The sequence below is a fragment of the Glutamicibacter sp. AOP38-B1-38 genome (assembly GCF_052377485.1).
Lineage (GTDB): Bacteria > Actinomycetota > Actinomycetes > Actinomycetales > Micrococcaceae > Glutamicibacter.
In genome coordinates, this window is record NZ_JBQSWU010000047.1 from 1 (window position 1) to 15,259 (window position 15,259).

The 15,259-nt window shown below is 63.9% G+C and carries 17 protein-coding genes and 1 pseudogene; 8 read left to right on the forward strand and 10 right to left on the reverse strand.

Annotation, left to right across the window (positions count from 1 at the left end; genetic code table 11):
* Nucleotides 1-222: 222 nt before the first annotated feature.
* Nucleotides 223-396, forward strand: a complete 174-nt coding sequence (locus ACT3TP_RS17825) for an antitoxin VbhA family protein (protein WP_176484109.1) — start codon at nucleotides 223-225, stop codon at nucleotides 394-396.
* A 19-nt stretch (nucleotides 397-415) separates the two neighbouring features.
* The gene (locus tag ACT3TP_RS17830; protein ID WP_181148249.1) at nucleotides 416-1,003 is read left to right on the forward strand and encodes a Fic/DOC family protein; all 588 of its coding nucleotides are present in this window, start codon (nucleotides 416-418) and stop codon (nucleotides 1,001-1,003) included.
* Between the two features lie 251 nt (nucleotides 1,004-1,254).
* On the opposite strand, the gene ACT3TP_RS17835 is transcribed toward ACT3TP_RS17830, so the two are convergent.
* Nucleotides 1,255-1,419 carry a hypothetical protein gene (locus ACT3TP_RS17835; protein ID WP_181148250.1) on the reverse strand — a complete coding sequence of 55 codons (165 nt, stop codon included), beginning with the start codon at nucleotides 1,417-1,419 and terminating at the stop codon, nucleotides 1,255-1,257.
* A 223-nt stretch (nucleotides 1,420-1,642) separates the two neighbouring features.
* Between ACT3TP_RS17835 and ACT3TP_RS17840 the strand changes: the two genes are divergently transcribed.
* Entirely contained in the window at nucleotides 1,643-1,840 is a 198-nt protein-coding gene (locus ACT3TP_RS17840) for a type II toxin-antitoxin system HicB family antitoxin (RefSeq protein ID WP_105719010.1), read from the forward strand.
* 426 nt (nucleotides 1,841-2,266) lie between these two features.
* Nucleotides 2,267-3,454 (forward strand): glycosyltransferase, encoded by a 1,188-nt coding sequence (locus tag ACT3TP_RS17845; RefSeq protein ID WP_444621201.1) that lies wholly within the window; start codon nucleotides 2,267-2,269, stop codon nucleotides 3,452-3,454.
* 5 nt (nucleotides 3,455-3,459) lie between these two features.
* Here ACT3TP_RS17845 and ACT3TP_RS17850 read toward each other — a convergent pair whose 3' ends face one another.
* From ACT3TP_RS17850 to ACT3TP_RS17870, 5 genes are read right to left on the reverse strand one after another with little or no spacing between them, the layout of a single operon-like run.
* A complete protein-coding gene (locus tag ACT3TP_RS17850; RefSeq protein WP_444621202.1) occupies nucleotides 3,460-4,437 on the reverse strand; it encodes a cation diffusion facilitator family transporter in 978 nt (325 codons plus the stop codon).
* A complete protein-coding gene (locus ACT3TP_RS17855) occupies nucleotides 4,434-4,796 on the reverse strand; it encodes an ArsR/SmtB family transcription factor (RefSeq protein WP_105552097.1) in 363 nt (120 codons plus the stop codon). The genes ACT3TP_RS17850 and ACT3TP_RS17855 overlap by 4 nt, the downstream gene beginning before the upstream one ends.
* 55 nt (nucleotides 4,797-4,851) lie before the next feature.
* The gene (locus tag ACT3TP_RS17860; RefSeq protein WP_444621203.1) at nucleotides 4,852-5,706 is read right to left on the reverse strand and encodes a MaoC family dehydratase; all 855 of its coding nucleotides are present in this window, start codon (nucleotides 5,704-5,706) and stop codon (nucleotides 4,852-4,854) included.
* Nucleotides 5,707-7,044: a 3-oxoacyl-ACP reductase gene (locus ACT3TP_RS17865; RefSeq protein ID WP_444621204.1), complete on the reverse strand. Its 1,338-nt coding sequence runs from the start codon at nucleotides 7,042-7,044 to the stop codon at nucleotides 5,707-5,709.
* Nucleotides 7,045-8,340 (reverse strand): acetyl-CoA C-acetyltransferase, encoded by a 1,296-nt coding sequence (locus ACT3TP_RS17870; RefSeq protein WP_444621205.1) that lies wholly within the window; start codon nucleotides 8,338-8,340, stop codon nucleotides 7,045-7,047.
* A 65-nt stretch (nucleotides 8,341-8,405) separates the two neighbouring features.
* On the opposite strand from ACT3TP_RS17870, the gene ACT3TP_RS17875 reads away from it, so the two are divergent.
* Together ACT3TP_RS17875 and ACT3TP_RS17880 are read left to right on the forward strand one after the other, a co-directional pair.
* Nucleotides 8,406-9,083 carry a TetR/AcrR family transcriptional regulator gene (locus ACT3TP_RS17875; protein WP_444621206.1) on the forward strand — a complete coding sequence of 226 codons (678 nt, stop codon included), beginning with the start codon at nucleotides 8,406-8,408 and terminating at the stop codon, nucleotides 9,081-9,083.
* A gap of 19 nt (nucleotides 9,084-9,102) precedes the next feature.
* Nucleotides 9,103-11,112, forward strand: a complete 2,010-nt coding sequence (locus tag ACT3TP_RS17880) for an acyl-CoA dehydrogenase family protein (RefSeq protein WP_444621207.1) — start codon at nucleotides 9,103-9,105, stop codon at nucleotides 11,110-11,112.
* 51 nt (nucleotides 11,113-11,163) lie between these two features.
* On the opposite strand, the gene ACT3TP_RS17885 is transcribed toward ACT3TP_RS17880, so the two are convergent.
* The 3 genes from ACT3TP_RS17885 to ACT3TP_RS17895 form a co-directional block, all read right to left on the reverse strand.
* Nucleotides 11,164-11,604 carry a VOC family protein gene (locus tag ACT3TP_RS17885; protein WP_096284379.1) on the reverse strand — a complete coding sequence of 147 codons (441 nt, stop codon included), beginning with the start codon at nucleotides 11,602-11,604 and terminating at the stop codon, nucleotides 11,164-11,166.
* Between the two features lie 98 nt (nucleotides 11,605-11,702).
* Nucleotides 11,703-12,164, reverse strand: coding sequence for an isochorismatase family protein (locus ACT3TP_RS17890; RefSeq protein ID WP_444621208.1), 462 nt, complete (start codon nucleotides 12,162-12,164; stop codon nucleotides 11,703-11,705).
* Nucleotides 12,165-12,167: 3 nt separating this feature from the next.
* Nucleotides 12,168-12,293 carry a hypothetical protein gene (locus ACT3TP_RS17895; protein WP_444621209.1) on the reverse strand — a complete coding sequence of 42 codons (126 nt, stop codon included), beginning with the start codon at nucleotides 12,291-12,293 and terminating at the stop codon, nucleotides 12,168-12,170.
* A gap of 128 nt (nucleotides 12,294-12,421) precedes the next feature.
* Here ACT3TP_RS17895 and ACT3TP_RS17900 point away from each other — a divergent pair, with 128 nt between their 5' ends.
* A complete protein-coding gene (locus tag ACT3TP_RS17900; RefSeq protein WP_444621210.1) occupies nucleotides 12,422-13,303 on the forward strand; it encodes a GlxA family transcriptional regulator in 882 nt (293 codons plus the stop codon).
* 120 nt (nucleotides 13,304-13,423) lie between these two features.
* On the opposite strand, the gene ACT3TP_RS17905 is transcribed toward ACT3TP_RS17900, so the two are convergent.
* Nucleotides 13,424-14,452 carry a hypothetical protein gene (locus tag ACT3TP_RS17905; protein WP_444621211.1) on the reverse strand — a complete coding sequence of 343 codons (1,029 nt, stop codon included), beginning with the start codon at nucleotides 14,450-14,452 and terminating at the stop codon, nucleotides 13,424-13,426.
* A gap of 483 nt (nucleotides 14,453-14,935) precedes the next feature.
* Between ACT3TP_RS17905 and ACT3TP_RS17910 the strand changes: the two are divergent.
* Nucleotides 14,936-15,259 (forward strand): annotated as a pseudogene (locus tag ACT3TP_RS17910) (hypothetical protein); the annotation flags it as partial.

A 15,259-nucleotide genomic window follows, 5' to 3' on the forward strand; every position in this document is an offset into this window, starting at 1 on the left:
CACCCTTTCGCGCACAGGTGAAATCCCCGGTTGACTTCGGTCAACCGGGGATTTTTTATAACTACTACCGTCGGCAATCTGAGGGTTAAGTCCCAACTAGGCGATCACCGAGGATTCATCTCAGCTCCGGCTCAGTTATTCAGGCGAAAACCCGCTCGTCTTAGTTGGATTAGCATCCCGGCGCCGGTAGAATAGTAGACACCAACACTTGCAGGAGCGCACATGTCTACACTTGAAATGCGATCTGGTTGGGTGGAAGAAGCCACTCACAGCGTATACCTTGAAGGTTTAACCGTCAGCTCGGAATATGCTGAAGAATCAAAAAATTACGTTGCGGGTGATATCACTGCAGATGAGCTAGTGAGGATTACCCGGGAACGATATGGCCTCAAGTAGTAGTATCGAGGATCCATATTTGACCAGCCCCGATGGAGTTCTGAGGAACTTAGTCGGGGCCGACTCGTATCAAGCGCTCGCTAAGGCTGAAGCCGACCTATTCCACGCACGTGTCGTTCAACTTCGCGACCATGAACTAGTGGAACCAACTCGAGATGCCTGGGAAATAAGAGGCCTCCACAGGCATCTATTTCAAGATGTTTACGATTGGGCCGGCGAGTACCGTACCATCAATATGCGGCGGGGTTCAGGGCAATTTTTTGCGCCCAGTTCTCACATTCCCTTTCTTATCGACAATGTCATGTCCGAGCTGGCGAATCGCAACCATCTCAAAGACTTGGAGAAAGAAGAATTCATTGATTCACTTGCGAAATTCTACGACGAGCTCAACCACATTCACCCGTTCCGTGAAGGAAATGGCAGAGTGCAACGAACTTACTGGTCGAGAATAGCGTTTTCCGCCGGTTGGTATTTGGTTTGGCAGCCTATACAAGGTAACGAATTGAACGAGACAAGTAGAATCGCAAGGGAAGATCTGAATCTAGAGCCTTTGCGTCGGGCTCTGGATAAATGTGTCACGGCCGTACCCCCGGTTTTAAGAACCTGAATTGTTCCACGTACCGTTGCACGGTGATTTATTTACCGCATCTGCTACTTTCATTGGCCCTGAGTCCCCGCCTTCGGTCTGCCCGTCGATGCGTGGGATCAGGTGAGCTAGCGGTTGCCAGCTGTCCAAGTAGGTCTTGCATGACTTCGCTGACTCCTCGGGAGGGCGACCACTGATCTACTCCGAGCACCGCAACGTCCGTGACCGTCGTGTAAGTTGTTTTAGCCATGGTGCAAGTATGGGAAACCCTGCTAGGCGTCTAGGAAGTCCAGGTAGCCCTCGAATAACTTTTTGCGGACTCCCGGCACGTTCGATTCAACGATAAGGTTCAGTTCGTCTGCGTGGTCATGGGCTCGGTGCGGGAAATAGCCGGCAGCGTCGCGTTCACGTTTCGGAAGTAGCTGCATAAATGCCACGGACGTCCACTTCAACAATCGCGGCTGGTCCCAAACATTCCGGTTCAGCACAAAAAGCCTTGTTACATTTGGTTCACGAGAGTTTTCATTTTCCACTGAAACCAATGCGGCAGGATGGCTCCAATCGCGCTGCAATAGTTCAGTTGCAAACCCTAAAAATTCACCGCGCTCATTTGGCCAATCCGTCCTTGTTTCACCTGCCCGCTAGGGTCATACTTTGGTCATGGAGATTGAAGTTCGGTACGTACACGCCGACGACATTTATGCGGTCAGCGTTCCCGACGTTGAAGGCGCTTTGACTCAGGCAAAAACCTGGGAGGAAGTGCCGTATATGGCACGTTCGGTGGTGGCCGACCTGACCGGCGTCGACATTGCGAGCGTGACCGTGGCAAGTGTTATCGAATTGGACGACGGCGACTAGCTTCCACGTTGGGCCCGAAGTTTGCACCATCCTTTGCACGGCCAGCCCAGTTGCTATGGCATGCCCGGCGCTGCCTAAACCATCAGCGCTTCGATATCGCGATCGAATTCGTACGGGGCATTCGTTTCATTTGACCGGACATACCGACCCTTGAATGCTGACCGAATCCAAGGTTAACTCTCCAGAACTCGCTAGGTGGGCACGCAGTTGAGCGAAAAGTTGCTGGAATCGGCTCATCGCCCTTCATTATCTAGTCGACCGGTAGCAGCCTTATACGCGTGGGCGTTCTGGTTGCACCGCCTGCCCGTCCACCAATCCGCTGCACGCCGAGCCAGGCCGAACCAACCCATCGCGGCTATTGGTAATATCGACTCGACCCTCATTTGTCCTACGGTCTTATCCCCGATCCGGCTGGAGCCTCTTTTCATGCGCATCGCCATGCTCTCCCTGCACACCTCCCCCATGCAGCAGCCCGGGTCCGGAGACGCCGGAGGCATGAACGTCTACATCCAGAATCTCTCCTATGCCCTCGGTGCGCTGGGGCACGAGGTGCATATGCTCACCCGCACCGCCGAGCCAAGCAGCAGCGCCGAAGTAACCCCGGGCGTGTGGATGCATCAGGTGCAGGTCGCCGCCGGCCAGGTGCTGAGCAAGGACGAGCTGCCGGGTATCATCGATGCGGCCGCCGAGCGGATCGCCGCTCATTTGAGCGAGCTGAAGATCGACATCGTGCACGCGCACTATTGGCTTTCGGGCCTGGTCGGGCGGCAGCTTGCCGCAGCCTGGCAGGTGCCGCTGGTGCTCACCATGCACACCTCGGCGGCGGCCAAGGAGTTCGAGTCCGGACTACCCGAGCCGGAGCTGCGCAAGGAATCCGAGCGGGCCTTGCTGGCCCAGGCCGACCGGGTGATCGCCAATACCCCCGTCGAGGCCGCCCAGCTCGAGCGCTTCTACCGGCTCGAACGCGAGCGGCTCGACGTGGTGCTCCCGGGGGTCGACCACCGCATTTTCCACCCGGAGCAGGACAAGCTTGCCCGCCCCCTGGGCGAGGATGACCTGCATCTGGTTTACGCCGGGCGCATGCAGCGGCTCAAGGGGGCGCACCTGCTCATCGAGGCGCTGGGCATTGCCCAGCGCAGCGCACCCGAGCTGCGCATTACCGCCTCGCTCTTCGGCGCGCTCTCCGGCGGCGGGGACTACGACCTGCCGGCCCTGGGCCGCCGCGAAGGCATCACCGAGCGCTTGAGCTTCTTCGGACCGCTGCAGCCGGCCGAACTGGCAGCGGTTTTCGCCAACGCCGATGTGGTCGCCGTGCCATCGCTTTCGGAGACCTTCGGGCTGGTCGCCGCCGAGGCGCAGGCCTGCGGCACTCCGGTGCTGGCCAATCGGGTCGGCGGATTGGGCTACGCGGTGGACGATGGGGTTTCGGGCTGGCTGATTCCCGAGCCCTCGGCACAACTGTGGGCGCAGCAGCTGATGGAGCTGGCCCGCAATCCGGCGCGGGTGACCCGGGCCGGGCATGCGGCCCTGGAGCATTCGGGCGAATTCACCTGGGAGCGGGCCGCGGTGTCCACGCTGGCCAGTTACCGCATGTCCTGCCAATGCCGTTCCTAAGCGGTTCAGCGCCGCGGCTCGCCGGTGGACGCGGTGATCACCATGTCCTCGAGCTTGGGCAGCGCCGCGGCTAAACGGAGCTCGGCCTCGGCGGTGATCCCTTGGATCTGCGAGAGTGGCGCGTCGGCGACGAGGATCGTTGAGCTGCCCTGCAGCCGGTGCCCCACCCAACGCAATTGCAGCCGCGATACTTCCAGCACCCCGGGAGCGCCTGCCAGCGCGGTCTGCGCGCGGGAAACCAGTTCGGGCTCGATGCCGTCCATCAGCCGCCGGCCGATGCTTTTGACCGTCCCGGCAAGCAGCACCAGGATCGCCGCGGAAATCAGCAGGCCGATGACCGGATCGGCCAGCGGGAAGCCGAGCATCACGCCCACCGCGCCGAAGACCACGGCCAGGGAGGTGAAGCCGTCGGTGCGTGCATGCACCCCGTCGGCCACCAGCGCGGCCGAACCGATCTTCTGCCCGACCCGGATCCGGTAGACCGCCACTAGCTCGTTGCCGGCAAAGCCGATCACCCCGGCGGCGAGCACCCACCACAGGTTCTGCAGCGGCTGCGGGTTGACCAGCCGCTCGATCGAATGCCAGGCGGCGAGCACCGCGGACAGCGCGATGACCAGCACGATGAACAGCCCGGCCAGATCCTCGGCCCGCCCGTAGCCGTAGGTATAGCGCTTGCCCGCCGCCTTGCGGCCCAGAATGAACGCGATCCACAGCGGCACGGCGGTCAGCGCATCGGAGAAGTTGTGGATGGTGTCGGCCAGAAGCGCCACGGACCCGCTGAAGACCACCACGATCACCTGCAGCACCGTGGTGGCCAGCAGGATCACCATGCTCAGCTTCAGCGCGCGGATGCCCTCCCGGTTGGCCTCCATGGCGTCGTCGATGGAATCGGCGGCATCGTGGCTATGCGGCATGAACAGCTCGATCAGCCACCCCTTGAAACCGGTGCGGTGCGTGTGCACGTGGTCAGCGGTGGCGTTCACGGCGTAGCTCGCTCGCCGCGGTGGTGCGCGGGCACGCCGCCCAGGGCATGTTCGGCCTGGTAGATCGCGTCGGCCACCAGCTTCCTGGCATGCTCGTTCTCCAGCCGGTACAGCACCTTGGTGCCGTCCTGGCGGGTGGAAACCATCCGGGCCAGTCGCATCTTGGCCAGATGCTGGGAGACCGCGGCCGGGGATTTGCCCACGATGCCGGCCAGCGCGCCCACCGCCATTTCGCCTTCGCGCAGGGCCAGGATGATCCGTACCCGGGTGGCGTCGGCGAGCATGGAGAAGACCTCTACCGCGAGTTCCACATACTGGCTGTCGACCTGCAGCGAACAAACTCTCTTATCTGCATTCATACGCACATTATGGCATTACAGGCCTTTCCCGGCTAGGGCCCGCCGCCAGCGGGCGCTAGACCTCGCGGGTCAGCCGCAGCTCGAAGTGCGGCTTGCCCCTACGTGGATTCCAGCCCTGCACCGCGAACCCCGTGGCGCTGGGCGCAAAGGCCAAGTCCACGACGGCCGGCAGCACCACCGGAGTATGGAATTCGATCTCCCACTCGTAGTTCCCGCTGGCGGGCTCGATCGCCGCCAGCGCGCGGGCGGCCAGATAGATGCCGTGCGCGATCGCCCCGGGCATGCCCAAGGCCTTGGCGCTCAGCGCGCTGAGGTGAATCGGGTTGTAGTCCCCCGCCACCGCGGCCCAGCGCCGTCCGGTGCCGCCGTCCAATTTCCAGGCGGCGGTGCGTTGCGGCGGCACAAAGGGCTCATGGGCCTTAGCCGGCGTTTCTCCGCCCAGCCTGACGCCCTTGGCCAGAAAGGTGCTGCGCAGCGTGAGCCGGGTTTCCCCGGCGACCACGATCTTCACCACCAGATCGCAGCAGGCCCCCTTGGCGTGCGGCACCAGGTTTTCGGCATTCACCTCGACGTCGAAGACCTCCTCCTGGCCCAGCGGCTCGGTGACCGATACCTGGTTGCCCAGGTGGATCATGCCCAGCAGCGGCAGCGGGAAGTCGCCGCGCAGCATCAGCGACATCGCCAGCGGGAAGGCCAGCGAGTGCACGTACAGGCTCGGAAGCTTGCCGTTGGCCGGCGCGCTCACCGCTTGGCGGTAGGCGGCCAGCTTCGCTTGATCCGCACGGGCACCTTGGTAGATCAGCGTCACCTCGGGCAGCACCGGATTTTTCGGTTTGCGCGTGAGGGTTTTCACCGCCCGGGCATAGACCGCGGCCATAGTCGGGATTTCGGTGACCAGTTCGGCGCCCATCTAGGCACCCACCAGCGACTGGCCGCAGACGCGCAAGGTCGAACCGTTCAGCCCGGCCGCCGCGTCGGAGCCGAGGAAGGCGATGGCCTCGGCCACGTCCACCGGCAATCCGCCCTGCATCAGCGAGGGCAGCACCAAGCGCGCCACCGTGCGGGTGCCCAGCGGAATCTTCGCGGTCATCTCGGTTTCGATGAAGCCGGGGGCCACCGCGGCGATCGAGCCGCCGTGCTCGGCGAACAGCCCCGCGCTGGCGCGCACCATGCCGATCACCCCGGCCTTGCTCGCCGCATAGTTCGTCTGTCCGCGGTTGCCGGCGATCCCGGAGGTGGAGGCCAGCGAGACCACGCGCAGACCCGGCAGCTTCGCGGCGAGGAAGATCTCGTTCATGCGCAGCTGGGCGGAGATATTCACCGCGATCACCGAGTCCCAGCGCCCGGCGTCCATATTCGCCAGCAGCTTGTCCCGGGTGATGCCGGCATTGTGCACCACCAGATCCAGCCCGCCGTGCCGGGTCAGGGCGTGATCCAGGATCCGCGTCCCGGCGTCCTTGGCGGTGACATCCAGCTGCAAGGTGGTGCCGCCGACCTCATTGGCCACCTTGGCCAGCGCATCCCCGGCCGCCGGCATATCCACCAGCACCACCTGCGCCCCGTCGCGGGCCAGCGTGCGGGCGATGTCTGCGCCGATGCCGCGGGCGGCGCCGGTGACCACCGCCACCTTGCCGCGCAGCGGTGCCCGGAAATCTGCCGGAAGCTCCCCGTACTCGGTGCGCACGCGAAGGAATTGGCCGTCCACATAGGCGCTGCGCCCGGAGAAGAAGAAGCGCAGGGCGCCCAGCGCGCTCGCGCTGTCCAGCTGGGTTTCGTTTTCCAGCACGATGCCGTTGGCCGTGGCCCCGGCGCGCATTTCGCGTCCGAGCGAACGGATGAGACCATCGATGCCCTGGCGCACCGCGGCGACCGCGGGAGAGTTCTCGGCCAGCGCGGGACGGGAGAAGGAGACCAGGCGCGCCCCGGGGACCAGCTGGCGCAGTGCGGCGCCGGTGGTCAGCATCAGCTCCGAGAGCTGTTCGGGGTCGGTGAGCTCATCGAGCAGCAGCACGATCCCGCCGAGTTTGCTCTGCCCCGCGTCGTGCCGGCGTACGTCCAGCCCCCAGGAGACCAGGGTGTCGCACAGCTGTTGGGCGCGGGCGGAGGCGCCGAGCACCAGCACCGGGCCGGGCAGCAGCGCGGTGTCCGGGGTGTAGCGGCGCAGCCGCGGCGGACGGGGCAGCCCGAGCAGCTTGGCCAGCTTCTTGGTCATTCCGCTATTAACTAGTTCCAGGTACTTATCTGCCATTTAGCTTCGTGCCTCCAAGATTGCCACTACGCCTTGTCCCCCGGCGGCGCACACCGAAATCAGTGCGCGCCCCGAACCCTTTTCATGCAGCATTTTCGCGGTGCTGGCGATCAGCCGCCCGCCGGTGGCGGCGAACGGGTGCCCGGCGGCCAGCGAGGAGCCGTTGACGTTCAGCTTAGCCCGGTCAATGGAGCCCAGCGGCGCATCCAGCCCGAGCTTTTCGCGGCAGAACTCCTCCGATTCCCAGGCCTTCAGCGTGGCGAGCACGGTGCCGGCGAAGGCCTCGTGGATTTCGACGAAGTCGAAGTCACCCAGGGTGAGGTTATTGCGCGCCAGCAGCCGGGCGGTGGCGTAGGCCGGGGCCATCAGCAGCCCCTCGGCGCCGTGCACGAAGTCCACCGCGGCGGCCTCGAAGTCCACGAAGTTCGCCAGCATCGGCAGGTCGTTGGCCGCCGCGAACTCTTCACTGCCCAGCAGGACCGCGGAGGCGCCGTCGGTCAGCGGGGTGGAGTTCGCCGCGGTCATCGTCGCCTCCTCGCCCAGGTTCTTGCCGAAGGCAGGCTTGAGCTTGGCCAGCTTTTCCAGCGATGAGTCGGGCCGCAGGTTATTGTCCCTGGCCAGGCCGTTGAAGGCGGTGAGCAGGTCGTCGAAGAAGCCGCGCTCGTAGGCGGCGGCCAGATTCTGGTGGCTGGCCAGCGCCAGCTCGTCCTGTTCCGCCCGGGTGACGCCCCAGGCGTGGGTGGTGATCGCCTGGTGCTCGCCCATGGACAGCCCGGTGCGCGGCTCGCCGGTGCCCGGCGCCGAAGGGGCCAGATGCGCCGGGCGCAGCTTGGACAGGGCGGTCAGCTTGGCCTTGGTGCTGCGCGCGCGGGAGAGTTCCAGCAGCACTGCGCGCAGCCCCTCCGAGACGACGATCGGCGCGTCACTGGTAGTGTCCACCCCGCCGCCGATGGCCGAGTCGAGCTGGCCGAGCTTGATCTTGTTGGCCAGCGAGCCGATGGCCTCCATGCCGGTGGCGCAGGCCATCTGCACGTCGTAGGCCGGGGTGGCGGCGTCCAGCGAGCTGCCGAGCACCGACTCGCGGACCAGGTTGAAGTCCTTGGAGTGCTTGAGCACCGCGCCGCCGGCCACGGCACCCAGGCGCGCACCCTGCAGGCCGAAGCGGGCCACCAGGCCTTCCAGTGCTGCGGTGAACATGTCCTGGTTCGAGACGTTGACGTAGGCGGTGTTCGAACGGGCGAAGGGAATGCGGTTGCCACCGATGATGACTGCATTGCGCACTGGCTGGTCGGCCATGAAGGAACTCCTGGAGGTTGTGAGAAGTATTACTGTAACCAAGAGTACATGATACTCTGGGTTACGTGAACAAGATCACCCCAGATATCGACTCGGCTACCGACGGGCGTTCGGCCCGCTGGCAGGCGCACCGCAGCCAACGCCACGAGGAGCTGCTCAAGCTCGCCCGCAAGGCGGTGCACAAGCTCGGCCCGCAGGTCTCCATGGAGGAGATCGCCGCGCACGCCAAAACCTCCAAGCCGGTGTACTACCGCTACTTCGGCGACAAGGAGGGCCTGCGCCAGGCGCTGGGCGCCGTGGTCATCTCCGACTTCCGCGACTCCATCATCGCCGCCGGGCTCGCCGAGGGAGACGAGGCCGGGGCGCTGCGCGCAATGGTCACCGCCTATTTGGAATTGGCCAAGGGCAGTCCGAACCTGTACTTCTTCGTCACCGCGCAGACCCCGGATGTGCTCACCGCCCCGGACCGCGCGGCCACCGGCTCCACCGGGGCGCTGAACGCCTTCTTCGACGAGGTCACCTCGCTGATGAACGAACGGCTCAGCGCGCACTTCGCCGCGCACACGCTCACCCCCTCCAACGCCACGGCGCTCTGGCCGCGCGCGGCGCTGGGCATGATCCGCTCCGCCGGGGAACTCTGGCTGCGCCAGCCCGAGGCGCCGGGCAAGCCGAGCCTGAACGAACTTGCCGAGGCGCTGAGCGGCTGGCTCACCCACGGCATCTCCACCAACTCCCGCTCCTAGCATCCGAAAGGCCCCACTTATGACCAGCATCAATGTCCAAGCCCTCGCCGAACAGCTGCTCGGCCCCTACGCCGAGATCCGCAAGGCCTCCCGGGCCCGCGCCGCGGACCCGAAGCTGCAGCGCGACCCCGCCTGGTCCATGGACGAGCACCGCGAGCAGGTGCTCGGCCAGCTGAAGATCCTCGTCGAGCAGAAGGCCGTGCAGCGTGCCTTCCCGAAGGAATTCGGCGGGCAGGATGACCACGGCGGATCCATCGCCGCCTTCGAGGAACTCGTCGCCGCGGACCCCTCGCTGCAGATCAAGGCCGGGGTGCAGTGGGGGCTGTTCGCCGGAGCCATCATGCACCTGGGCACCGCCGAGCACCACGCCAAATGGCTGCCCGGTGCGATGAACCTCCAGGTCCCCGGCGCCTTCGCGATGACCGAGATCGGCCACGGCTCGGACGTCGCCGCGGTGGCCACCACCGCCACCTATGATCCGGCCAGCGAAGAGTTCATCATCCACACCCCCTTCGCAGCGGCCTGGAAGGAATTTCTGGGCAACGCCGCACTGCACGGCACCGCCGCCACCGTATTCGCCCAGCTGATCACCAACGGCGTCAACCACGGGGTGCACTGCTTCTACGTGCCGATCCGCGACGCCAACGGCGAGTTCCTGGCAGGCATCGGCGGCGAGGACGACGGGCTCAAGGGCGGGCTGAACGGCATCGACAACGGCCGGCTGCACTTCACCCAGGTGCGCATCCCGCGCAGCAACCTGCTCAACCGCTACGGTGACGTCGCCGCCGACGGCAGCTACAGCTCCCCGATCTCCTCCCCGGGCCGGCGCTTCTTCACGATGCTCGGCACCCTGGTCCAGGGCCGTGTCTCGCTGGACGGCGCGGCCACCGGCGCGTCGAAGATGGCCCTGCAGATCGCGGTGACCTACGGCAACCAGCGCCGCCAGTTCAACAGCGTCTCGGACACCGAGGAGACCACGCTGCTGGACTACCAGCGCCACCAGCGCCGGCTGCTGCCCCGGCTGGCGCGCACCTATGCGGCCAGCTTCGCCCACGACGAGCTGCTGGACAAGTTCGATGCGGTCTTCTCCGGCCGCGAGGACACCGACGAGGACCGCCAGGACCTGGAAACCCTGGCCGCGGCGCTCAAGTCGCTGAGCACCTGGGATGCGCTGGACACCATCCAGGAGGCCCGCGAGGCCTGCGGCGGCGCCGGCTTCATCGCGAAGAACCGCTTCACCCAGCTGCGCGCGGACCTGGACGTCTACGTGACCTTCGAGGGCGATAACAACGTGCTGCTGCAGCTGGTGGGCAAGCGCCTGCTCACCGACTACGCCGCGGAATTCCGCAAGCTCGATACCGGGGCGATGGCCCGCTACGTGGCCAAGCAGGTGGGCACCACCGCGCTGCACCGCTCGGGGCTGCGCAGCGTCGGCCAGGCCTTCGTGGACATCTCCGACGAGCGCAAGAGCGCGAACTTCTTCAAGGATCCGGAGAACCAGCGCGAACTGCTCACCGACCGGATCAATGCGAAGGTGGCCGAGGTGGCCACCGCGCTGCGCGCCGCCGGCAAGGACAAGCTCAAGGCCGCCAACGCCTTCAACGAGAACCAGGAATTGCTCATCGCCGCCGCCCGCGCGCACGGCGAGCTGCTGCGCTGGGAGGCCTTCACCACCGCGCTGGAGAAGATCTCCGACGAGCCCACCCGCGAGGTGCTCACCTGGCTGCGCGATGTCTTCGCGCTGAGCGTGATCGAAGACGATCTGGGCTGGTTCCTGGGGCACGGGCGGCTGTCCATGCAGCGCGCGCGCACCCTGCCGGGCTACATCAACCGGCTGCTCGCCCGCCTGCGCCCGCACGCCCAGGAGCTGGTCGACGCCTTCGGCTACACCCAGGAGCACCTGCGCGCGGAGATCTCCAGCGGCATCGAAGCCGAACGCCAGGATGAGGCGATGGCGTACTTCGCCAAGCTGCGCGCCAGCGACCAGGCCCCGGTCAGCGAGAAGTCGCTGAAGAAGGCCAAGGCCTAGCTGCTCAAGCAGGCCCGCCGGCGGAATGCTCCGCCGGCGGGCCTGCGGCGTTTAAATCGGCTGCGCGAGCGCGACCAGGATCCCCTCGGGCCCGCGCACGTAGGCCATCTGCCAGCTGCCCTGGTATTCGCCGATGCCGCCGACCAGCTCATAGCCCTCGGCCTGCAGCCCGGCGACCATGCCGCGCAGGTCCTCCACCTCAAAGGCGACGTTGCGGATGCCCAGTTCGTTGGCCATCGCCTCCGGCAACCCGGGCCCGTGGTCGGGCCGCTCGAAGCTGGACAGCTCGATCCCCGTGGCACCATCCTCGGCCAGCAGCATCACCACGTCGGTGCGCGATCCGGGGATCCCGCAGACGGTTTCCAGAAACTCGCCCTCCATCCCGTCCACGCGCCCGGCGACGTGCATCCCCAGGCTCACGAAGAATTCGGTCACCGCATCCAGATCGGCGACGGTGATTCCCACATGGTCGAACTTCTTGATCCGTGGCATGGCGCTGTCCCTTCGGGTTTCGTGTGGCGCAAGTCCACATGCTACGCCCGCCCGGCGCCGGGCACCACAGCTGCTCAGGTTTTCTGCTTACAAAGAGGTCATAGCCGCCCGATAATCGACGCGGTCGACTCAACCGAGGCGAACCCGCCGCCCGATAAGTTGGTGGCGCTCACCTGCGTGAGCTGTTCGGCGCTAATCTCCAAGCCATCGTCCCCTGTGAGATCGAAGGTATGGCAGGCATCGATGGCCACCTGCGTGTTGAAGCCCAGGTTTCCGGCCATCCGCGCCGTGGTCTCCACGCACATATTGGTTTGTATGCCGCACAGGACGATGTGGCTGATGTTCTGCCCGCTGAGCCAGCTTGCCAGGTCCGGGGTTCCGTAGAACGAAGAATTCACGGTTTTAGTGATCTTGACGCTCGGAATGACATTTGCCAGGAAGGGCTTCAGCTTCGACGTCGCGTGCTGCGGGTGGAAAGTTGAATCGATGAGCTTGGAAATGTGGGTGACGATGACGATCGGCAAACCGCGCTCTTGCCAGCAAGCGAGCAGCCGCTGCATATTCTATTCGGCCTCGGGGTTGTTTCGCCTCCCCCAGTGCTCGGCGCAGTCGAAAGTTTGCTGCACGTCGATCATGATCAGTGCGGGATTTGCCGATGGCGCGAATTGGTCGATGTTGATTTCATTCATGGTTACTATTTTTCCGCCGGAACGGCGCAGATCATGAGCGGCAGTTTTGACACTGTTCGATGATTTACCGCCATATAATTGTGTGATGCTCAGCGTAGCCCTTCTGCTGATGCCAGGATCCAGGCTTTTTGACGTCGCCATCGTCGCCGCCCTTGGATCTGCAGCTTCGTCGATGCTCCGCTGAATCGGGGCTCGTAGAGCTGACCGACGGGGCTAGGTGCGCTGCGGATGGCTCCCTCGCGTGGGCAGCCAATGCGGACGTTTTGCTGATCCCCGGGTTAGCCAATCCCGACAGCATTCCAGATACCAAATACCTGCGAGCCATCAGCGCAGCGCACCAACGCGGGGCGATCGTCGCTTCGCTCTGCTCGGGCGCCTTCGTCCTGGCGCAGACCGGACTGCTGGATGGACAGAGCGCAACCACGCACTGGGCCTTGACCGATGAATTCGCCCAACGATTTCCGCAAGTCGACGTGGACCCATCGGCGCTCTTCGTCGGCAGCAATCGCCTCTGGACCTCGGCCGGCGTGGCAGCGGGAATCGATTTAAGCATCCACTTGATCCGCCAGTTGTGCGGCGGAAAGATCGCCACAACGGTTTCTCGTTCCATGGTGATGGCCCCGCACCGCGCCGGAGGCCAGGCGCAATTTGTCCGCACCCCGGTAGCCCTCAAGGATGCCGATGGGCAGGCGCTTCACGCCGTGCGCAGCCTGCTGCAAGAAGATCCAAGCCAATCCCGTACGGTCGCTGACTATGCCAGGCACGCCTGCATGTCCGAACGGACCTTTCTTCGACGCTTCGCGGCCGAAACGGGAACGGCACCGCAGCAATGGGTGATGCGGTGGCGCGTCGAGGAGGCCAGCGCGTTGCTGGAGGAAAGCACCAACTCGATTGCCGAGATCGCGCGGGCGGTCGGCTATGCGACACCGGTTTCTTTCCGCCAGCGATTCCGGGCGATCAAGGGAATGGCCCCGGCTGAATACCGCAAGGCTTTCCAGCAGCGGGCCTAGAGCGGAGCCCCTGATTGCCACCGGTCTGCCCGCGGAAAATCGCGGCTTTCTTGCACCAATTCTGCGCAACGCGCGCAGTGTGACGCTCGATCAGAGCTTTTGAAGTAGGCCAGGGGCCGCCTAGTTACTGCTCTTCGCCGCTTCCAGCGCCCGGTAGGCATTGATCAGCGCGGCGGTTTCGATTGCAGTTTTAAGGTCGGGCATGGAGATGACGTGCTGCTGGTGGTAGCCCATGTCGATCAGCACCGCGGGACCATCGCCGGTGATGAACCCCCTGTCATAAATATCCGACCGGTAACCCCAGCCACCATAGTCCAACGCCTTGATGTCTTTAATATGGACGCCTTTGATGCCGCCATAGTCCAGCTTCATGACCTTCCAAAAGCCGGAGGCCACGAACCGGGTTCCCGCCGCGTCCACCACAAAGGTCCCGGCGAAAAAGATCCAGCAGATGGCTCCCGCAACCACCGAGGAAAAAACGAGATAGAACTGATCCATATACCAGCCGACAAGCACCGCCAGCAGCGCAAACGTCACCAGCAGATAGCGCAGCGGTGCCACCCGCAACGGGATTTCGTGGACTACGCGGTGCGCGGCGCGGTCCTCCTGGGTTCGCGATGCCGCGGAAGCCGGATCATTGGCTAGTTCATCCGCCCGAACAGCTTCTACGCTTTGTTCGCGCACGATCTCCTCGGGACGGTAGGCCATAACGGTTGCAAATCCAGCCAGAACGGAAACGACAATAGCTCCGGCAATGACCGGACTGGACAGCGCAGCATGTTCTGTGGTCGGGCGATCAAGCTGCCCGGCCACGAGTGCGAGAAACAGGCCGGTAACCATGGTGCTCAAGGCGACGCCGAAGCCCAATCCGATGCGTGCAAGCATAAGTGAATGCGCACGGAGCAAGATCGCCGACCAGCATATGGCAACGCCAATAAACACCGTCAGCAGCATGGTCGAAATGGCCACGTTGGCAAGAGTGGCAAACTCGTCAACCTCACCCCTGCCGTTCCAGTGAACGGCAAGTTTTGCAGGCAATCGGCTTTGCACGCTGTACATCCACCCGCAGGCGCTCAACGCCAGGACCAGCAACCCGAGGATGCTTCCGATAGCCCAATTCCTGCTGTACGTCTTCTTCTGTTCCGCCACGGCGCCCTTTCGCCTACCAGACCCTAAAGCCCATTCATTAGAATGAACACTACCAAGTGAAATTGGAGTCATCAAAGAACCTGCAGGATATTTTCCGAACAACGCGATGGCCTAAATACGCATACCGAAGGGGTCGCGGCAACGAATCCATCGCTTGCGACCCTGATGGCAACCTGCTCTAACTCGGCAATACTCTGAGCAGTAAAAGCGGGACGCCATTTTTTGCTTCGCATAAATACTTGATCGAGCCCCATGTGGACTTCCACGAAACCCTTTCCTGCGCCAAAGGCTTAGAGCGCCAGCACGCTCCCCCGTCTCGCAGAGCGGAAGGCTTCAATTACCCCCTACGCTCCAACGGAAAAGTTGCGCCCCTCTTCTTCTTGACCTGCCAGTCGCCGTCCAAAAAATTATTTAATTTCACGCTTATCCACAGTTGGTGAACACCGCCCCAAACCCTCCACACCACCCCTATACAGTGGAAATATGTTCGAAGAACACACCGAAGCCAACAAAGACTTCGAAACCCAGCCCCCACCCAGGCCACCCACCCCAGGCGTCCTGGACCAACCCATGCCCTTCATCGAGGACCTCAACACCCGCCTAGCCACCATCCTGGAACACGGCAACCAAGCCACCCTCACCCAAACCATCGACGACCTCGAACGGCTCAAAGCCAGCTGCAGCGCAGCCCAAGCCAAACTCGCCTACCACTACGAAAAAACAGTCGTCCGCGACCACGAAGACCGCGGCATCCACATCGACCACAGCGCACGCGGCGCCGCCGCAGCCATCGCCATCAACCGCCGC

Excerpts from the sequence above, each read along its gene's own strand:
- ACT3TP_RS17825 (WP_176484109.1), top strand. The coding sequence starts at position 223 with ATGTCTACACTTGAAATGCGATCTGGTTGGGTGGAAGAAGCCACTCAC.
- ACT3TP_RS17870 (WP_444621205.1), bottom strand. The coding sequence starts at position 8,340 with ATGGCCGACCAGCCAGTGCGCAATGCAGTCATCATCGGTGGCAACCGC.
- ACT3TP_RS17895 (WP_444621209.1), bottom strand. The coding sequence starts at position 12,293 with ATGAATGAAATCAACATCGACCAATTCGCGCCATCGGCAAATCCCGCA.
- ACT3TP_RS17840 (WP_105719010.1), top strand. The coding sequence starts at position 1,643 with ATGGAGATTGAAGTTCGGTACGTACACGCCGACGACATTTATGCGGTC.
- ACT3TP_RS17890 (WP_444621208.1), bottom strand. The coding sequence starts at position 12,164 with ATGCAGCGGCTGCTCGCTTGCTGGCAAGAGCGCGGTTTGCCGATCGTC.
- ACT3TP_RS17885 (WP_096284379.1), bottom strand. The coding sequence starts at position 11,604 with ATGCCACGGATCAAGAAGTTCGACCATGTGGGAATCACCGTCGCCGAT.
- ACT3TP_RS17865 (WP_444621204.1), bottom strand. The coding sequence starts at position 7,044 with ATGGCAGATAAGTACCTGGAACTAGTTAATAGCGGAATGACCAAGAAG.
- ACT3TP_RS17845 (WP_444621201.1), top strand. The coding sequence starts at position 2,267 with ATGCGCATCGCCATGCTCTCCCTGCACACCTCCCCCATGCAGCAGCCC.
- ACT3TP_RS17860 (WP_444621203.1), bottom strand. The coding sequence starts at position 5,706 with ATGGGCGCCGAACTGGTCACCGAAATCCCGACTATGGCCGCGGTCTAT.
- ACT3TP_RS17855 (WP_105552097.1), bottom strand. The coding sequence starts at position 4,796 with ATGAATGCAGATAAGAGAGTTTGTTCGCTGCAGGTCGACAGCCAGTAT.
- ACT3TP_RS17880 (WP_444621207.1), top strand. The coding sequence starts at position 9,103 with ATGACCAGCATCAATGTCCAAGCCCTCGCCGAACAGCTGCTCGGCCCC.